Annotated in this window: 7 protein-coding genes and 1 pseudogene; 4 read left to right on the top strand and 4 right to left on the bottom strand. The window is 69.0% G+C overall.

The window, feature by feature from the left end:
* Window positions 1-5: 5 nt before the first annotated feature.
* The gene (locus ACZ4SA_RS26200) at window positions 6-740 is read right to left on the bottom strand and encodes a DUF4232 domain-containing protein (RefSeq protein WP_468278994.1); all 735 of its coding nucleotides are present in this window, start codon (window positions 738-740) and stop codon (window positions 6-8) included.
* A 207-nt stretch (window positions 741-947) separates the two neighbouring features.
* Between ACZ4SA_RS26200 and ACZ4SA_RS26195 the strand changes: the two genes are divergently transcribed.
* Complete coding sequence (locus ACZ4SA_RS26195) at window positions 948-2,342, top strand: helix-turn-helix domain-containing protein (protein ID WP_468278992.1); 1,395 nt, start codon at window positions 948-950, stop codon at window positions 2,340-2,342.
* Window positions 2,343-2,373: 31 nt separating this feature from the next.
* On the opposite strand, the gene argS is transcribed toward ACZ4SA_RS26195, so the two are convergent.
* A complete protein-coding gene (gene argS, locus ACZ4SA_RS26190) occupies window positions 2,374-4,137 on the bottom strand; it encodes an arginine--tRNA ligase (RefSeq protein WP_468278990.1) in 1,764 nt (587 codons plus the stop codon).
* Window positions 4,138-4,297: 160 nt separating this feature from the next.
* On the opposite strand from argS, the gene lysS reads away from it, so the two are divergent.
* On the top strand, window positions 4,298-6,031 hold the full coding sequence (gene lysS / locus ACZ4SA_RS26185; RefSeq protein WP_468278988.1) for a lysine--tRNA ligase: 1,734 nt from the start codon (window positions 4,298-4,300) through the stop codon (window positions 6,029-6,031).
* 266 nt (window positions 6,032-6,297) lie between these two features.
* Window positions 6,298-6,834 (top strand): annotated as a pseudogene (locus tag ACZ4SA_RS26180) (hypothetical protein).
* A 217-nt stretch (window positions 6,835-7,051) separates the two neighbouring features.
* Here the strand turns inward: ACZ4SA_RS26180 and ACZ4SA_RS26175 are convergent.
* Both ACZ4SA_RS26175 and ACZ4SA_RS26170 read right to left on the bottom strand, forming a co-directional pair.
* The gene (locus tag ACZ4SA_RS26175; RefSeq protein WP_468278986.1) at window positions 7,052-7,396 is read right to left on the bottom strand and encodes a hypothetical protein; all 345 of its coding nucleotides are present in this window, start codon (window positions 7,394-7,396) and stop codon (window positions 7,052-7,054) included.
* A gap of 58 nt (window positions 7,397-7,454) precedes the next feature.
* Window positions 7,455-10,811, bottom strand: a complete 3,357-nt coding sequence (locus ACZ4SA_RS26170) for an FG-GAP-like repeat-containing protein (RefSeq protein ID WP_468278984.1) — start codon at window positions 10,809-10,811, stop codon at window positions 7,455-7,457.
* Between the two features lie 475 nt (window positions 10,812-11,286).
* On the opposite strand from ACZ4SA_RS26170, the gene ACZ4SA_RS26165 reads away from it, so the two are divergent.
* A complete protein-coding gene (locus tag ACZ4SA_RS26165) occupies window positions 11,287-19,296 on the top strand; it encodes a polymorphic toxin-type HINT domain-containing protein (RefSeq protein ID WP_468278982.1) in 8,010 nt (2,669 codons plus the stop codon).
* The last annotated feature ends 2 nt before the right edge of the window (window positions 19,297-19,298 follow it).

Genomic DNA, 19,298 nt, shown 5'->3' with positions numbered 1-19,298 from the left:
CGCGGTCAGTGCATGAGGGCGTCGTCCATCGAGCCCTGCCAGTGAGTGACGGTCGTGGTGGTGTCGGTGTACGTAGCGGCCGGCAGCTTGATCATGGCCGGTGCGGCGCCCGTCGAGCCGGAGCCGCTGCGCGGCGCGAAGCTCACCGCGAGCTTCGCCGCCGTGCGGCCGTCCGTCCCGCTGCCGTCGGCCGAGGCCAGCATGATCGACGCGTAGGCGGACTCGCCAGGGGCAATGGTGACGACGGCCTGCGGCTTGCTGCCGGCGTTGATCGCGGTCGCTGCCTGCGCCTCGTCGAAACGCAGCAGCGGCGCGTGGTACGCGTTGCACGGCTTGGAGCCGGTGTTGGTCATCGTGAGCAGTGCGTGGTTGATGGGGCGGCGTACGGCGCTGTAGGTGACCTTCACGTCGTCGCCGCAGGCGGTCGTGACGGGGCCTGAGTCGTCCGAGCCGCCGAGCTGGGTGTCTCCGCTCGCCTTGCCGCCTCCGTCACCGTTCGAGCCGCCCGTTCCGCCGCCGGTGTCGCCCGCTCCGTTGCCCGCCGGCTTGTCGGCCGACGGGGTCCTCGACTTCGCCGGGTCCGTCGTGCCGGTGGTCGGCTTCTGCGTCGGCGAAGCGCCTGACGAGGGTGCCGCGCCCTCGTCCCGAGCGCCGCCGTCGTTCTGGCAGGCGGTGAGTGAGAGGGCCGCGATCAGGGCGGTGGCGGCGACGGTCGTGGAGCGGATCAGCTTGGTGCGCATGGTGGTGAATCTCCCCGTTGGCAGGTCGTTCTCTGTCGTTGCCTTGCGGCGTGACCACAGCTTGGGCGGGGGCCGAATTCCGCCGCAACGCCCCATGGACCATTGGGGATACTGGAACGCCTGCGCATACTCTGACCTGGGCGGCAAGCCCATCCCTGGAACGCCGTTCCGGGACGCGGCAGTGGGGCGACGTGGGGGACAAGAGCGGTGGCGACGACACGTGAGGCCGAGGAGCTCGCAGCCCTGCTGCGGCAGTTGAAGGACCGCTCAGGGCTCAGCTACGGAGTGCTGGCCGGCAAGCTGCACGTCAGCACGTCGACGCTGCACCGCTACTGCAACGGCGATGCCGTGCCGTCCGAGTTCGCTCCGGTCGAACGGCTTGCGCGGCTGTGCGGTGGCCGGAGCGAGGAGCTGGTGGCTCTGCACCGGCGGTGGATCCTCGCGGACGAGGCCCGCAGACGTGGCCGCGCCGGGGCGGAGGCCGCCACGCCGGTCGTACCGGAGACCGACGCGGCGGTGAGCCAGGAGGCTGCTCCCGAGCGCGTCGGGGCGGTGGGCCAGGAGGCTGCTCCCGAGACCGTCGGTGCCCTTGCGGGTCGAACTCCGGAAGCCGGCACCGCCGAAGAACCTGAGCCCCTGCCTGTCGCCGACGACTCGCCGGACGCTGCACCTGTCGCCTCCGCCACCGTCCTCCGCCGCAAGCGCGTCCGCATGATCCTTGCCGTGGCCGCCGTCATCGCCGTCGCCGTTCCCGTGGCGGTCCTCGCGAACGGCGCAGACGTTTCCGGCGGTTCGAACGCGCAGGGCAAGGGGCCTGCTGGAGCCGCGCCGCCGGCCGGGACCGGCGCACCCTCTCGCTCCGCCTCCGCCTCCGCCTCCGCGTCGACGAGCCCCTCCCCGAGCGGCAGTGCCTCCCCGAGCGCGTCCCGCAGCGCGAGCCCGTCCGAGGAAGACCCCGAGCAGGGCAAGGCCCCCGCCGGGGCCGGCGGCGTACCACTGCGGGTGGGGATCAGTTCGTACAACTGGGCCTCGCCGTGCGGCCAGTACTACCTGCTGGACCGGAAGCCGGACGAGGTGCCGCCGCCGCCCGCCCCGCAGGACCACCGGCGCTGGGCGCGCCCGTTCGGTGGCGTCGACGCAGGACATGTGCAGCTGCAGCTGACCGCGACCGGCAGGACGCAGGACTCGGTCGTCATCACCGCCGTGCACGTACGGACGGTGGCGCGCAACGCACCGCTCGCCTGGCAGGCGTACTCGATGGGCGAGGGGTGCGGCAGCGGTGTCACCCCGCAGACCTTCGACGTCGACCTCGACGCGGGACGGCCCGTCGCCAAGCCCGTCGCCGGGACGGACGGTGACCTGACCGTTCCGGCCAAGGACTTCCCGTACAAGGTGGCCTCCAACGATCCGCAGGTCCTCAACTTCGACGTGCACACCGAGGCCCACGACGTCAGTTGGTACCTGGAGGTCGCCTGGAGCAGCGGCGACCGGCACGGAACCGTCCGCGTCGACGACGACGGCAGGCCGTTCCGTACCAGTGCCGCCGAAGGCCGCACCGTGTACGACTACTGGCCGGACAAGAACGAGTGGGTCGCTCGCTGACTCGTCCGGCCAGTGTGCCGAACGGCGTTGATCAGAGGCGCTCGGGCGTCCGGATGCCCAGCAGCGCCATGCCCTGGTGGAGCGTGCGCCCGGTGAGGTCGACCAGGAAGAGGCGGTTCTCCACGACCTCCGCCGGGTTGTCGTCGCTGAGCACGTGGCACTGGTCGTAGAACGTGGTCAGGTGCGAGGCCAGCTGGTACAGGTACGCGGCCAGCTTGTGCGGCTCGTAGGACGACGCGACCTCGGCCAGCACCTCGCCGAACTGGTCCAGGTGCAGACCGAGGGCCCGCTCGGCGGGAGCCAGCTCCAGCTCGGGGTGGGCCACCGGGCCGCGCTCGCCGGCGTTCCGCTTGATCGACTGGATACGGGCGTAGGCGTACTGGAGGTACACCGACGTGTCGCCGTTCAGCGAGACCATCTGGTCCAGGTCGAACTTGTAGTCGCGCACCGCGGACGTCGACAGGTCGGCGTACTTGACCGCGCCGATGCCCACGTACCGGCCGTTGTCGGCGACCTCCTGGTCGGTCAGGCCCACCTTCTCCCTCTTCTCGGCGACGACGGCCGTCGCCCGGTCGATCGCCTCGTCGAGGAGGTCCACCAGCCGGACCGTCTCGCCCTCACGGGTCTTGAACGGCTTGCCGTCCTTGCCGAGCACCGTGCCGAACGCGAGCTGGTGCGCCTTGACCTTGTCGTTCAGCCAGCCGGCCCGGCGCGCGGTCTCGAAGACCATCTTGAAGTGCAGCGACTGACGGGCGTCCACCACGTACAGCAGGGTGGAGGCGCTCAGGCTCTGCACGCGGTCGCGGATGGCGGACAGGTCCGTGGCGGCGTAGCCGTAGCCGCCGTTGGACTTCTTCACGATCAGCGGGACCGGGTTGCCGTCCGGGCCCTTCACGTCGTCGAAGAAGACACACAGCGCGCCCTCGGAGCGCACGGCGACGCCGGACTCCTCGAGGATGCGGCACGTCTCGTCGAGCATGTCGTTGTAGCCGGACTCGCCGACGACGTCGGGGTCGCGGATCTCCATGTCGAGCTTGTCGAAGACCGAGTAGAAGTAGATCTTCGACTCGTCCACGAACTTCTGCCACAGCGCGAGGGTCTCCGCGTCGCCCGACTGGAGCGCCACCACCCGGTCGCGCGAGCGCGCCTTGAACTCCTCGTCGGAGTCGAAGAGGGAACGGGCGGCCTTGTAGAGCCGGTTGAGGTTGGACATCGCCTCCTCGCCGGAGACCCCGTCCTTGTGGTCCAGCTCGTGCGGGTGCTCGATCAGATACTGGATGAGCATGCCGAACTGGGTGCCCCAGTCGCCGATGTGGTGGCGCCGGACCACCTTCTCGCCCGCGAACTCCAGGATCTGCACCATCGCGTCGCCGATCACGGCGGACCGCAGATGACCGACGTGCATCTCCTTGGCCACGTTCGGCTGGGCGTAGTCGATCACCGTGGTGCCGGGGTTCTCCGCGTACGGCACACCCAGGCGGTCGTCCGCGAGGCGGGCGGCCAGCGTCTTGATGATCGCCTTGTCGCTGATCGAGATGTTCAGGAAGCCGGGTCCCGACACCTCGATGTCCTTGACGACGTCGTCGGCGCCGATGGCGTCGACGACCTTGGCTGCCAGCTCACGCGGATTGCCCTTGAGCCTCTTCGCGAGCGCCAGGATGCCGTTGGCCTGGAAGTCGGCCCGGTCGCTTCGTCGCAGCAAGGGGTCGGCGGAGCCGGCCTCCGGCAGAGCTGCCGAGAGGGCGTCCGCGAGGCGCTGCTGCACGGTCGAAGCGAGGGAAGGGACCGAGGCCATGAGCTTCCGTTCCTGTCAGGGGACTGTTGCGGCTGTCAAGTATCCCATGGAGGGGCAAGCCGTTTCCCGCAACAATGGCCGTGGCCCGGCAGGCCCGGAGGAAGGTCCTCCGTCTGGGAGAATGGCCGGGAGCTCAACCCAGCATTCGAGGAAGAAGGACGTGCCGACCGTGGCTCAGAGCAGCACCGAGACCGACTGGGTCTCCCGTTTCGCGGACGATGTCATCGCCGAGTCGGAGCGACGTGCGCCTGGCAAACCGGTCGTCGTCGCATCCGGACTCTCCCCCTCCGGCCCGATCCACCTGGGCAACCTCCGCGAGGTCATGACCCCGCACCTGGTCGCCGACGAGGTGCGGCGGCGCGGGTACGAGGTCCGCCACCTGATCTCCTGGGACGACTACGACCGCTACCGCAAGGTGCCGGACGGCATCGAGGGCATCGACGACTCGTGGGCGGAGCACATCGGCAAGCCGCTCACCTCGGTCCCCGCGCCCGCCGGCTCCGCGTACCCGAACTGGGCCGAGCACTTCAAGGCCGCGATGACCGCGGCCCTGGACGAGCTGGGCGTCGCGTACGACGGCATCAGCCAGACCGAGCAGTACACGGCCGGCGCCTACCGCGAGCAGATCCTGCATGCGATGAAGCACCGCGCCGACATCGACGCGATCCTCGGCCAGTACCGCACCAAGAAGGCACCCGCGAAGCAGTCGCAGAAGCCGGTCGACGCGGCCGAGCTTGAAGCGGCGGAGGGCTCCGGCGCGGCCGCGGAGGACGACGGCAGCGGGGGTGCGGGCGGCTACTACCCGTACAAGCCGTACTGCGGCCGGTGCGAGAAGGACCTCACCACCGTCACCTCGTACGACGACGAGACCACCGAGCTGGCCTACGTCTGCACGGCCTGCGGCTTCAACGAGACCGTCCGGCTGAGCGAGTTCAACCGCGGCAAGCTGGTCTGGAAGGTCGACTGGCCGATGCGCTGGGCCTACGAAGGAGTGATCTTCGAGCCCAGTGGCGTCGACCACTCCTCCCCGGGCTCGTCGTTCGTCGTCGGCGGCCAGATCGTGCGCGAGATCTTCAACGGCGTCCAGCCCATCGGCCCGATGTACGCCTTCGTCGGTATCAGCGGCATGGCCAAGATGTCGTCCTCACGCGGCGGTGTGCCCACCCCGGCCGACGCGCTGAAGATCATGGAGGCGCCGCTGCTGCGCTGGCTGTACGCGCGCCGCAAGCCCAACCAGTCCTTCAAGATCGCCTTCGATCAGGAGATCCAGCGGCTCTACGACGAGTGGGACAAGCTCGCCGCCAAGGTCGAGGACGGCACCGCCCTGCCGGCCGACGCCGCCGCGTACTCCCGCGCCGTCCGCACCGCGGCCGGTGAGCTGGCCCGTACCCCGCGCCCGCTGCCGTACCGCACGCTCGCCTCGGTCGTCGACATCACCGCCGGCCACGACGAGCAGACGATCCGCATCCTCAGCGACCTCGACCCGGCGAACCCGCTGACCTCGCTGGACGAGGCCCGCCCGCGGCTCGACTGCGCGGAGAACTGGATCACCACCCAGGTCCCGGCCGACGCCCGGACCGTCGTCCGCTCCGAGCCCGACACCGAGCTGCTCGTCTCCCTCGACGACCAGAGCCGCGAAGCACTGCGGCTGCTGCTCGACGGTCTGGACACGCACTGGTCGCTGGACGGCCTGACGACGCTCGTCTACGGCGTGCCCAAGGTGATGGCCGGCTTGGCGCCGGACGCCAGGCCGACACCGGAACTGAAGATCGCCCAGCGGTCGTTCTTCGCCCTGCTCTACCGCCTGCTGGTCAGCCGGGAGACGGGCCCGCGCCTGCCCACGCTGCTGCTGGCGGTCGGCGCGGACCGGGTGCGCAAGCTGCTGGCGGCCTGACGGTCGGCTCCTTTGGAGGGCCCTCGTCCCCATGGGGCGAGGGCCCTTCGCCGCTTCTTCCCCGGCCTGCCAAGGTCGGGACGAGCCGCGGAGGGGAAACGCATGGCACTGACGGCCCGTCGCCCCCTCGGTCGCCGCCGACTGCCGTACCTCACGAGCTCTTATGGCAGAACAATCATGCGAGCAGCGCGTGGCGTCGTGTTCCCTGACACCGCTCGGGTCAGCATGTGCGGACCCGACCGTCTTCCCCGCACCGAGGCGATGCGATGTCCGACCGCGCCGACCATGTCCGCCCAGAGGGCGTCGCGCCGAGGTGGATCCTGCGGCACCGGCCGGCGGAGCAGTCGCTGTTCAGCGGCGTCTACGGGCTGGTACTGGCCAGCGCATTGGTGGCCGCGCTGAACGCGACGGGCGAGACGGCCGATCCCGGTCCGGACGCGCTGTGGGTACTGCTCACCGCGCTGGCGTCGGGCGCCGCCCATGGGTACGCGCACGTCATCGCACATCGTGCGTCCGTCGACAGATCGGTCACCACGAGCCGGCTGCGGTTGGTGCTGGCCGAGTGGCCACTGGTCGCCGTCGTGCTGCCCACGGTAGGGATACTGCTCGGCGCGGTGGCCGGGTGGTGGGCAGAGGCCACGGCTGTGGACGCGGCACTGCTGTTCAACACCCTCGCCCTGTTCGGCTTCGGCACCTGAGCCGCCCGCGCCGCCGGGCACGGATGGCCGTCCGCGTGCCGGGCAGGGGGTCTTGACATGCTGATCGGCCTGTTGATCATTATTGCGAACGCCCTGAGCAAGTAGGCAGGCGGTCGCCTGCCGTGCCGGCCGGCGGCAGCACCGGCTCGAAGCCCGCGGCGGCCAGACCGGCCGGGGTCGTCTCCGCCGGCGGCACACCGAACTTCGCGAGCCGGAGCGGCATCAGCGCCTCCACCGGGGCCTTGCGCCGCCAGGACCGACCGAAACGAGCCTGCAGCCGGGCCTGTTGAAGTGCTCTCCCGGCTGAAGCCGGGAGAGCACTTCAATCGTTGTCATAGCCCGTATCGCCCGCGAGGCGCTCGATGTCTTCTCTCGCCCGCTCCATCTCGTCCGCAATGGCGTCGTCGGCGCTCTCGGCGAAGATCCGGTCGCGTTCCTTCACGGGAAGGCCCTGGCAGTGCGGCGGGAGGCTGGTGCTGAGCTCGGTGCCGTCCGCCACGGCGGCCTCTACCTGGGCGGTCGACTCCTCGCGGCACTTGGCCGCGTCCGGGCGGACGGGGCCGGTGTTGAGGAAGTAGAGGGCGAGGGCGAGGCCGAGGAGCAGGGCGGCGGCCACTGCGCCCACGGACTTCGGGTGGGTTCGGATGGTCTGTGTCAGGGAGTGCATGGTGTCCTTGGTCGCTTCCGGTCACCTGGTGGGACTCGCGGCAGGCTGGGTTGCGGGGTCACGTCAAGGCGAGGAAAGAGCTCCAGTCGGCAGACATGACGATCTTGACGTAGGGGTTGGTGTTGGTCTTGCTGGGGTGGTAGACCCGGATCTGGCCTGTCGTGGTCTCGCGGGCCCACAGGTCGGGGATGCCGTCACCGCTCGTGTCAGGCAGGGAGATGACCTGATCGATGGCGTCCGCGGTCCAGCCCGTTCCGTAGAGCGTGTCGACACCTTCCCGGGAGTCGGCAGCGAGCGCGATGGACATCGGGTCGAGGCCGGACCCGCTGCTGTCGGGCTTGCCGTGCCGGATGTACATGTTGCCGTTGCTGGGATTGCGCCAGAGCAGGTCGGCGGTGCCGTCCAGGTCGATGTCCGCGAGGGAGATCAGGTCCCGGGCCGCCCAGGTGCTGCCGCCGAGGAGCAGTACCGCTTCACTGAAGGCGCCCGCCGTGTAGCCGCCGAGGAACCATAGCTGGCCGCCGTCGGTGACAACCATCAGATCGGGCTTGCCGTCGCCCGTCACGTCAGGGGTGGCGCGCATCTCGTCCCAGGTGGCGGGGTCGGGGGCGTTGTCGGGCAGGAGCACGCGGACGCGTTCGTCGACGTTGACGCCGCCGTAGCCGTCGCCCTGGTAGATCCAGAGCTTGCCGTCGGGGGTGCGGGCGAGGAGGTCGGTGAGGCCGTCGCCGGGGTAGTAGTCACCCCATTTCGAGATCAGGGCGTGCTTCTTCGACGTGGCGGTGGAGTCTGCGTCGTACCAGTGGTCTTTCTGGTTCTGGTCGCCCTTGCCGTTGTACGAGGCGATCATGCCGCCGTAGATCTCGCCGCCCTTTTCGGCGGGGTAGGTGTAGAGGGTGCCGTCGCTCTGGATGACGACCATGTCGGGGTGGGCGTCACCAGTGACGTCGCCCGGGCCATCGGTGGAGCGCCCGGCGGGGACGAACGTGCGGATGGCGGAGCGCTCGGAGCGATTGCCGACCGTGTCATAGGCGTATCCGTGCAGATACAGAGGGCCGGCTGTCGGGGCCTTGAGTGTGACGGTGATGGGCTGGCCCTTCGCGGCCCGGGTGACTGACTCGATGAGATGGCCTTGGACGGGGTCCCGGACGATGCGGAACGTCTGCCCCTCGGCGGTGTCGTCGAGGTAGATGTGCGTGTAGTTGATGGCGTTGAAGCCGATGGCGTAGTGGGTGGTGGAAGGGCCCGAGGCGAGGGTGACGGTGCCGGACGTGCCGTGCGGGGCGTCGACCGCCCAGTTGGTGCCGGCCGAGTTGACCTGCGGGTAGTCCTCGGAGGTCATGGTCGGCGCCGCGGGGGAGGTGTTGTCCACCGTGAAGCGGCACGGTTCGGATCCCGGCGGCCAGAAGGTGGAGACGGCGCCTTCGGTGTCCTCGGCCCGGACGTCCCAGGAGTAGGTCTTGCCGTCCGCGAGCTGCGTCGAGGGAACGGTGACGGAGGCGGTCTGGGTCTTGTTGCCGCCGGTGCCGGTGACGACCTTGTCGAGGATCTTCGTGCTGACGCCGTTCTCCCACAGGCGGAAGCGCAGGCCCTTGAGGTTGTAGTCGTAGTCGGTGGCCGTGGCCTTGAGTACGACATCGGTCAGCCCGATGACCTCCTCGCCGACGACGGTGTTGCACTCGCCGGGCGTGATGGAGCCGTTGACCGGCTCGCTGGGCTTCCGGTTGAAGCTGATCGTCAGGACGGCGCTGCTGGCGCTGTACTTGCGCCAGGTGTACGTGGAGGTCTCGGTGCTCGCGCGGAGCCCCAGGGTGAGCGAGCCCCACTCCTTGGTCGCGGCGTCCTGCGCCCCGGACTTGACGTTGTAGCCGACGTAGGCGTCGCTGCAGCCGTAGTTCTCGTTGCCGTGGGCGTAGGACTTCGCGTCCAACTCGCGGGACCAGGAGGGCTGGTTGTTCCAGGTGGTGGAGGTCGAGATCCCGCCGGTCAGCCACAGCTCGATCTGCCGGGGTTCGGTACAGGACCACGAGTGGGTGTTCTTGATCTTCCAGGTCGCCGACAGGACGGTCGAACCGTGGATGCTGCTGGAGATGTCCATCTTCCAGAACGATCTCGCCAGGCCGCCGTCCTGGGACTCGTAGCCGACCCGGGCCTCGCTCGTCCCGCCGGAGTAGTTGGTGCCGTTGTAGTAGTTGGCGTTGGGGTAGGGCTTGTACGCGATGGTCCAGCCCTTCTCCTGCAGCTCAAGGGTGGGGTCGATGAACACGGGGAAGCGGACCTTCCCGGCGTCGACCTTCTCGCCGGTCAGCAGGCCCGTCGCCGCCGCGTCGAGCTTGAGAGTGGCCCGCCCGGTTCCGCCGCCGTCCAAGGAAGCGGGCAGCACGGCACTCGCCGTTCCCGGCTCGGGTCCGGTCAGACCGGTCAGGGCGAAGGTGGTCTTGGCAGTGGTGGTGTCGAGGTACGGCTCGGCGGCCGGGTCCTCGGGGTTCGCCACGCCGGCCGAGTCCCAGGCGAGCGGGGTCGGGACGGCGCCGATGTGCTTGCCGTCGGCGTCCGTGATGGTCACACCGCCGGTGGTGGTGTCGAGCGTGAATTCGGCCGTGTCGGAGCGCAGTCCGTAGGACACGCTCCGCAAGGCCTTTTGGCGGGCGGCCTGTTCGTTCTTGACGATGAGCACCTGCCCGAAGCCGCCTTCCTCGCGCGCCACCAGGAGCAGGTCCACGCCGGGCAGCACCTCGCGGTACAGCGCCCGGTTGCGGTCGACCACGGGGTCGGGGAGTTCGCCCGGCCAGGTGTATGTGATCTTGTGTCCCGCGTACGTGGCCGAGGCCAGGAACGACTCGCTCGGCACCGGCTGCTGTTCCACCGTGCGTGCGGCGGTGTGTGAACGCGCCGGTCGCCACAGCGCCGCGTGCACCGCGCCGTTGGAGCTGGGCGCCGACCGTGACGTGTCCGCGGCCTTGGAACTGGTGCTCCGGCCCGCGGAGCCGGTTGCCGCAGCCGTGAACTCCACCCGTCCAGCGGTGTTCTTCGGGCGCAGCCGGGTGCCGTCCTTGCTCCGCTGCAGGCTCGCGTCGACCGCAGCCCAGGTGCCGTCCGGCTGCTTCTCCCGGACGGGTGCGGCGTGTATTTCGCTGCGCCAGGTTCCGTCGGGCAGCGCGACGGTGCGGGAGGTCTGTGTGGTCTCCGCCTCCACGACGACCTCCCGCTGCTGTGTCTGCGCCTTCCGCATGGCTTCGTCGGCGGTCAGGGGGCCGGAGGGCTTCGGAGCTGCCGAGGAAGAGGCCTCGTGTTGCCAAGGCGTCCAGACGACGAGCCCCGCCACCAGCGCAGCGCAGAGCAGCGCGACGAGGGTGGCGATCCGGGCGCGTGTCCCCGCGAAGTGGCGGAGGACGGCGGGTGGTTGGGCGGACACGGCGAGGGGCTCCCCAGTACGCGGCTAGCAAGGTGCCGGAGCGCCGCGGGTCATGACGATCTCGTCGCCGACCTGGGCGTCTTCGGGCGCGGGCCCGCACAAGTTGCCTGGAGGCAGCAGTGTTTGTCGAGCCTTTCAGCTGCAATCGATTCGTGACCAGCGAGCTTTTCTCACCCAGTGCGACGCCCGATCTGTGCCCTTGAAGCCCTGAGGGGCATATTTCTGTGCGCAGTATGACTCTGATCTGCGGATTCACCGCTAATGCCAACTCTCATAGCTTTACGGCGGATAGGACATTGAAAATGCTGCGTGCAACTGTGCTCCATCTGTGATCGATAACTGTGTGTGAGCTGTGCGTCCTGCGTGGATTTCGTGAAGACTCCCGTGCTCGGCACGTGCATGACTTGTCTGCGTGCCGGATCTGTAGGTGTTCGCCGGCGCGCCCGAGCAGGGCGTGGGGTGGGGGAGTTGCGAGATGCGTCGTCGGGTGGGGCTGTCCTGGTCCGGACATGGACGGCTGGCCGAATCGGCCTCGATGCGTGCGAGCCGTCGGCGACGGCGGATGGCGCTGGTGGTGATGCTGTCGTCCGTACTGACCATCACCTCGCTGAGCGGTACGGCCGTTGCGCTGCCCGGCCCCGACATGGACCGCAGCTCGAACTCGAACGTGGATCTGCCCGAGCCGGACAAGGCGTCCATCGTCGGACTCGACACCGAGGAACCGACCTCGCTCTCACGTCCGGTCGATGTGCCCGTCGAGGATTACGTACCCGCCCATGTGACGCCATGGCAGGCAGCGGCCGATCAGACGGCCGACCTGACCGGCGTCGCCGAGGGGCAGTCGGTGCCGGTCGGGACCACGCCGGTGCGGCTTGGTGTGCCCGAGGGACAGGATCCGGCTGCCCTGGCGGGCACATGGCAGGTCGACCTCGCCTCGGTGGACGCCTCCACGCAGGCGAACGTGCCGGGCATGCTGATGTCCGTGACCCCGCCGACCGGGGTGGACCCGGCCGCTTCGGTGGCGGTGGAGGTCGATCACACCGAATTCGCCGACCTGTTCGGCACTCAGGCCGCCGACCGGTTCCGGCTCACCCTGCTCGAAGGCTGCTCCCTGCCGGACACCTCGACCCTGGACTGTCCAGCCGAAGAGGGTCTTTCCACGCAGACTGTTTCCGCTGACAAGGGCGACCCCACCGCGACGCTCGTGGAGCTGCCGTCGAGTGTGGAGGTCGCACGGTCGGCCAAGGGCGCCCGCACAAGTGAGGCGGGAGCCAAGGAGAAGAAGCGGCAGCTGACTGGCGTGGTTCCGGTCTCGATGCTCATCGCCGCCACCGAGCAGGCGGCAGGGCAGCGGTCGGTCGATCCGGACAAGGGGGAGAAGTCCCCGGAGCCCGGTGCGTCCGATGGGCTGGGGAAGACTGAGGAGCCGGGGAAGGCCGATGAGCCGTCCTCGTCGGCTACACCTCGGGAGCCGCAGACGCCCGAGGAGTCTTCGGGTCCGGAGGACACGAACACCCCGGATTCGAGCACATCCGCCTCGTACGGCATGAAGCCCGCCTCGTATGGCGTGAAGCCCGCCTCGTATGGCGTGAAGCCCGCCTCGGCCAAGGCGGCCGAGCCGCTGTCGAGCGCGTCGGCCGGAGTCCTCGGCGCGCTCGACATGGGTGCGTCCCAGAGTGGTGACTTCACCGCCACACCGCTGTCGTCCTCCGGCGACTGGGCGAGCGGATCGTCCTCGGGCGCCTTCACCTATGCGTACGACATCCAGCCGCCCGAGGTGCCCGGCGGCTTGATGCCGAAGGTCAGCCTCGGCTACTCGTCGCAGACCGTGGACGGCCGTACCAGCGCCTCGAACAACCAGGCCTCCTGGATCGGCGACGGCTGGGACTACCAGCCGGGCTCGATCACCCGCCGCTATGTGAACTGCAAGCAGGACGCCAAGACCAAATCCGGCGCCAACAACGCCACGCACCCCACGCACGACCTCTGCTACGGCTCGAACAACGCCACGATGACCCTGGGCGGCCAGACGGTCAGTCTCGTATGGGAATCGGGCAAGGGCTGGACCACGTCCTCCGGTGACGGCTCCAAGGTGGAGCTGCTCCAGGACACCTCGCTCGGCAACGGTGACGCGGACGGCGAGCACTGGAAGGTCACCACCCGCGACGGCACCCAGTACTACTTCGGCCGTAACCGCCTCCCCGGCTGGAGCGAGGGCAAGCCCGAGACCGGCTCGGTCTTCACGGTGCCGGTCTTCGGCAACCACGCGGGCGAGCCCTGCTACAAGTCCGGCGACTTCAAGAACTCCTTCTGCAATCAGGCCTGGCAGTGGAACCTCGACTACGTCGTGGACCCCTCCGGCAACGCCATGACCCTGTGGTGGCAGGCGGAGACCAACCGGTACGCGAAGGACTGGCAGTTCAAGAATCCCGTCTCGTACGAGCGCGGCGGATATCTGCGCCACATCGACTACGGGCTGCGCTCCGGCGCCCTCTTCGACGAGGCGCCCGCGCGCGTCAGCTTCGCCGTCGAGGAGCGCTGCTTCGCCGAGGGCTCGCTGGCCTGCACCGAAGCCAACTTCACCTCCAAGGACCCGGGCGACTACCGCATCTGGTACGACACCCCCGTATCGCTGCAGTGCAAGACGACCGGCGACTGCTGGAACGCCGCGCCCTCGTTCTTCACCCGCAAGCGCCTCGACAAGATCTCCCTCACCGCGCAGCGCACCGCCGGTTCCGGCCGCGCCACCGTGGACGTCTACCAGCTCAAGCAGTCGTTCCCGACGATGACGACCGGCACCAACACCGCCCTGTGGCTGGAGTCGATCCAGCGCACCGGCTACGGGCCCGGCGGCGTCGCGGGCGGCAAGTACAAGGCGCTTCCCCCGGTGGCGTTCCAGGCCTCGCCGGATTACATGCCCAACCGCGTGCTGCGCGGCGCCGACGACCCGCGCCCCGGCTTCGCGCGCCAGCGCATCGGCCGGGTCGTCAACGAGTACGGCGGCGAGACCGTCGTCACGTACTCCAAGCCGACCGGTGCCTGCGCGAACGGCGAGGGCCTGCCCGCCCAGACGTCGAACAAGGGCCTGTGCTACCCGGTGGCCTGGCATCCGGACCCGTCGGTCGACGACGAGATCGACTGGTTCCACAAGTACGTCGTCACGCAGGTCGAGGAGCTCCCCGCGGTCTCCGGCGCGAGCGCGACCGCGACGGCGTACGAGTACGGCACGCCGGCCTGGCAGCTCGCCGAGTCGGAGTTCTCCAAGAAGTCGGCGCGTACCTGGGCGAAGTTCGCGGGATTCGACACCGTCACCACCATCACCGGCGCCGACGACACGGCGACGTCGGCGAAGCGCTCCAAGTCGATGACCCGCTTCTACCGCGGTCTCGGCACCGGCGTCACGGTCCAGGACATCGCGGGCGGCGACATCGGCCCCGACCACGAGGCGTTCGCCGGCCGTATCGCCGAACAGATCGACTATCCGTCGGCCACCGCGGACCCGAAGACGGACTGGACCAGCCGCGTCATCACCACGCTCGCGGCGACCGAACTGGCGCGCCGCGTGATCGGCGACGGACTGAAGGACCTCATCGCCTGGCGCGTCGTGGACACCGGCGACAAGTCCTGGACGAAGTCCTCGGGCGCCGGCGACGACCCGAGCACGATGCGGAGCGTCGCCTCCCACACCAGCTACAACGCCGACGGTCTGCCCACCCAGGTGGAGATGCTGGGCGACACCGACAAGAGCGGCGACGAGTCGTGCACCCGGAACGAGTACGTCTCCAACACGGACAAGCACCTGATCGGCCTGACCAAGCAGATCCTCACGTCCCCGACCACCTGCGCGGCCGCCACCTTCGGCACGCTCACCTCGCTGACCGGTGCGTCCCGCGTCACCTACGACGGCGTGGCCTACGGCGCCGCGCCGACACGTGGCCTGCCGACCGAGACGTGGACGCTCAAGGGCGACGGCTCCGGCTTCACCTCGAACGGCACCACCGGCTACGACGCGCTGGGCCGCACGGTCAAGACCACCCAGCCGGGCCAGACCGCATCCGCGACGATCACGTACGAGCCGTCCACCGGCATGCCGTTCAAGGTGACCCAGACCAACGAACTCGGCCACACCTCCGTGCAGACGGTGGAACCCGGCCGAGGCGCCGGCCTGACCACCACCGACGCCAACGGCCACACCAGCAAGGCCGTCTACGACGAGCTGGGCCGCGTGGTGACGGCGTGGGGTCCGGGACGTGATCCGTCCACCCACGAGGTCCCCGACCTGCAGGTCGAATACCGCCTGAAGGCGGGCGAGCCCACCGCTGTCATCTCCCGCACCCGCGCCCACGAGGACCGGGTGGAGACCTCTGTCACCCTCTTCGACGGCCTGGGCCGGGTACGGCAGACCCAGGAGCCCGCGACCGGCCAGGGCCGCCTGATCACCGACACCCTGTACAACGCCTCGGGCGAGGTGTGGAAGACCAACAACGCCTACCTCGCCGACGGCGAGCCCGAGCCGGTCCTGTTCTTCCCCAAGACGGCCGGCGAAGTACCGAACGCCACCCGCTACACGTACGACGGTTCGGGCCGTGTCCTGACGGAGACCCCCGTCCTGGGCGGCACGGACGCGGAAAGCCGCCGCTCCGTCTACGAGTACGGCCTCGACCACTCCACGGTCATCAACCCGTACGGCACCGCCTCGTACCGGACCTGGACCGATGCCCTGGGCCGCACCAGCCGCGTCGACACGTACACCGACCCCACCCGTACCGTCTTCGAGTCGATCCGCTTCACCTACGACTCCCGTGGTCAGCTGACCAAGGCGCAACAGGACGACGGCACGGCCTGGTCGTGGAAGTACGACACCATCGGCCGCGTCGTGGAGGCCACCGACCCGGACACCGGCACCACCAAGTCGACGTACGACGACCTCAACCGGCCCGTCACCGCCACGGATTCCCGCGGCAAGACGGTCTGGACCGGGTACGACATCCTGTCCCGCCCGACCCTGACCCGCGAGAACTCCTCGGTGGGCAAGCTGCTCGGGGCGTACTCCTACGACCAGGCCGGCGGCGGCATCGGCATGCCGTACACGGCACTGCGCTACACCGACACCGGCGACGCGGCGCAGACGATGATCAGCGGCTACACCAGCGACTACCAGCCGACGGTGTCCTCGACCGCGCTGCCGAAGGACCTGGCCGACCAGTACGGCCTCGCCCACCGCTACACGTACGCGCAGACCTACACCGACACCGGACTGCCGCACTCCACCCGGCTGCCCGCGGTGGGCACGCTGCCCGCCGAAGAGGTCATCACCCGCTACAACGAGGAGGGTCTGGCCGAGACCGTCTCCGGTCACGACTGGTACGGCTCGCAGACGCTCTACTCGCCGTACGGGCAGGTGCTGCGCTCCACCATGGGCGACAACCCCTACCGGGTCTGGTCCACCGCCTCGTACGACGAGGCGTCGGGCGAGCTCACCAGCGCCCAGACCTGGCGTGAGCAGACCGGCGGAAGCAGTGCGGTCACCGGCAACAAGGTCTCGGACACGTCCTACTCCTACGACCCTGCCGGAAACGTCACCTCCATCCAGCAGGGCGCCGCGGGCATCCGGGAGCGGCAGTGCTTCCGCTACGACCCGGTCGGCCGCCTCAACGAGGCGTGGACGTCGTCGGATCAGTCCGCTTGCAAGGCGGGCGGAGCCACCGCCGCCGCGGACGTGGCCGCGGGTGAGGACGGTTCGGGCTACTGGACCGACTACGCGTACGCCGGGCTGTCCTCGGAACGCACCTCCATGGTCGAGCACGACCTGCTGGGCGCCACGGCCAAGGACACGAAGACCACCTACACGTACGGGGCCGGGGAAGCGGGTCCGCACGCGTTGACCTCTCTGGTGCGCGAGTACACCACCGAGGCCGGCGCGCAGGTCAAGCAGACCCTGCAGCGGGTCTACGACAAGTCCGGCAACACCACCGAGGTGTCCGGTGACTCCGGTGACCCGCAGACGCTGACCTGGACCTACGACGGGCTCCCGGAGACCGCCTCCGGTCAGGGGACCGGCGGCAAGACCGAGTACCACACCCCGTCCGGAGCGTGCCTGGACCTGCAGAGCAGCAAGGCCGCCGACGACACACCGCTGCAGATCTGGGGCTGCAACAACACCCTGGCGCAAAAGTTCACCTTCACTCCCGACGATCCGACCACCGATCCGGACACCGGCAGCCTGCGCGTCCTCGGCGACTGGTGCGCCAACGCCGCCGGCAGCACGGCCGGTTCCGCCATCGGGGTGCGCCCGTGCGCGGGCACCGCGGCACAGAAGCTCGTACGAGACAACGCGGGGCATTTCAAGCACGCCGCCTCCGGACTGTGCATCGCGGTCAAGGACGGCTCGACCACCAACGGCACCGACCTGGTCCTTGCCGCCTGTGACGCGGGCGCCGCGGCACAGTCGTTCACCGCGCAGGACGAGTCCCGCTACATATACGCACCCGGCGGAGCACGCCTTCTGACCCTGAAGGGCAAGCAGGCCACGCTCCATCTCGGCGAGGCCCAACTGACAGTCAAGGCCGGCGGCGGCCAGGTCGACGCCCAGCGGTCCTACGCGACGCCCGGCGGCAGCGTCCAGCGCACCGCCGTGGGCGGGGGCTCCACCACCACTCTGGCCGCGGTCACCTACGACCACCAGGGCAGCCCCTACGCAGAGATCGCCCTCGCGGCCGGAATGCAGACCCAGATCCGCAAGACGGACCCCTTCGGCGGGGAGCGCCTGGCCGGTCCAACCGCGTCCCGTCCCACCACCCACCAGGGCTTCCTGGGCGCGACCCGCGACGACGACACCGGCTTCACCATGCTCGGCGCGCGCCTGTACGACCCGGTGGCAGGCCGTTTCCTGTCCGCCGACCCCGTACTGGACCTGGCCGACCCGCTGCAGCGCGGCGGCTACGCCTACGCGCACAACAACCCGATCACCTTCAGCGACCCGACGGGCCTGTCCGTCTCCCTCTCCCAGAAGGAGATCGAGCTGGCACTGGCGGGTGCCGGACTCTCGTCGGCGATGGTGGCCGCGGCCAAGGGCGACCTCAACCGGTCCATGTCGTCCATCGTCATCTCCGCGGCCGGCGCCCTCCTGCAGGACTTCCTTGACCCGATCATGGGCTGCATCGGCGGCTCGATCTGGTCCTGCGCCGAAGTCGTCCTGGACCTGATCCCTTGGTACAAGGCCCTCTCCATGTCCAAGAAGATCTACTCGGCGGTCAAGAGGGTCATGTCCGCGGTCAGCGCATGGCGTGCGGCCAAGGAGCGGGCGAAGAAGGTCATCGCCAAGGCCAACGCGGCCATCGACAAGGCGAAGCAGGCGAAGAAGAAGCGCGAGGAAGCGCGCAAGAAGGCTGCACAGAAGAAGAAACAGGCTGCGCAGAAGAAGCAGACAACCAGCAATCGCGCCTCCCACAGCGCCCGCAAGACCGGCAACGGAAAACAGAAGTCATCCCAGGCATCCGCCGCACCACGCTCCTCGGCCGCCAAGTCGTCGGGCGCAGGCAAGGGGAAGTCGTCCGGCGGGGGCAGTTCAGGTAAGGGAGGCTCCACCGGCGCCTCCTCCCGTTCCAACGGAGGCACCAGCGGCGGCTCCTGCCCCGTCAGCAACAGCTTCGTGCCGGGCACGAAGGTCCTGATGGCCGACGGCACCACCAAGCCGATCGAGCAGGTCAAGGGAGGCGACAAGGTCGTCGCGACCGACGAGAAGACGGGCGCGACGCGCGTCGAGACGGTCACGGCCGAGATCAAGGGCGAGGGCCTCAAGCACCTCGTCAAGGTCACGATCGACACCGACGGCACGTCCGGCCAGAGCACGGCCGAGGTCACCGCGACCGACGGCCACCCCTTCTGGGTCCCCGAACTCGGCAAGTGGATCGACGCCACCGACCTCAAGCCGGGCCAGTGGCTGCGCACGAGCGCCGGCACGTACGTCCAGGTCGCGGCGATCAAGCGCTGGACCAGCCCGGGCACAACGGTCCACAACCTGACCGTCTCGGACGCTCACACGTACTATGTGCTGGCGGGGGCTACGCCGGTTCTCGTGCACAACACAAGCTGTCCCCGGGTTTTCGCAGTTGATTCCGCAGGTGAAGCGACTGCTCTTCCTGTGCATGAGATCGATTCGGCTATGTATCCTGGAGTTGCTGCTAATTTCCAGAAGGCGATAGCGGCTGGCAAGAGTGCGATAGTCACGAGACTGACAGGTCGGGCCAATATTAGGGCGAACAGGAATGCCGCGCAGGCTGGTAGACCGAGGCCCCGGTCAATTGCCGGTAACGGCTCCTGGGAGGAATATCCTTTTGCGTCGACGCAGGAGGGTGGAGCTGGGGCCATATTGAGCCTCATTCCTGGAGGGCAGAACTCCGCGCATGGGCGAGACTCGCTATGGCCATTCCTCAGAGATAATGGGATCGGTAATGGCGACCAGTATAATGTGCGGGTGCGGTAAGT

It is taken from the genome of Streptomyces sp. NPDC027962 (assembly GCF_055566095.1).
This window is presented reverse-complemented; position numbering and strand designations above follow the sequence as displayed.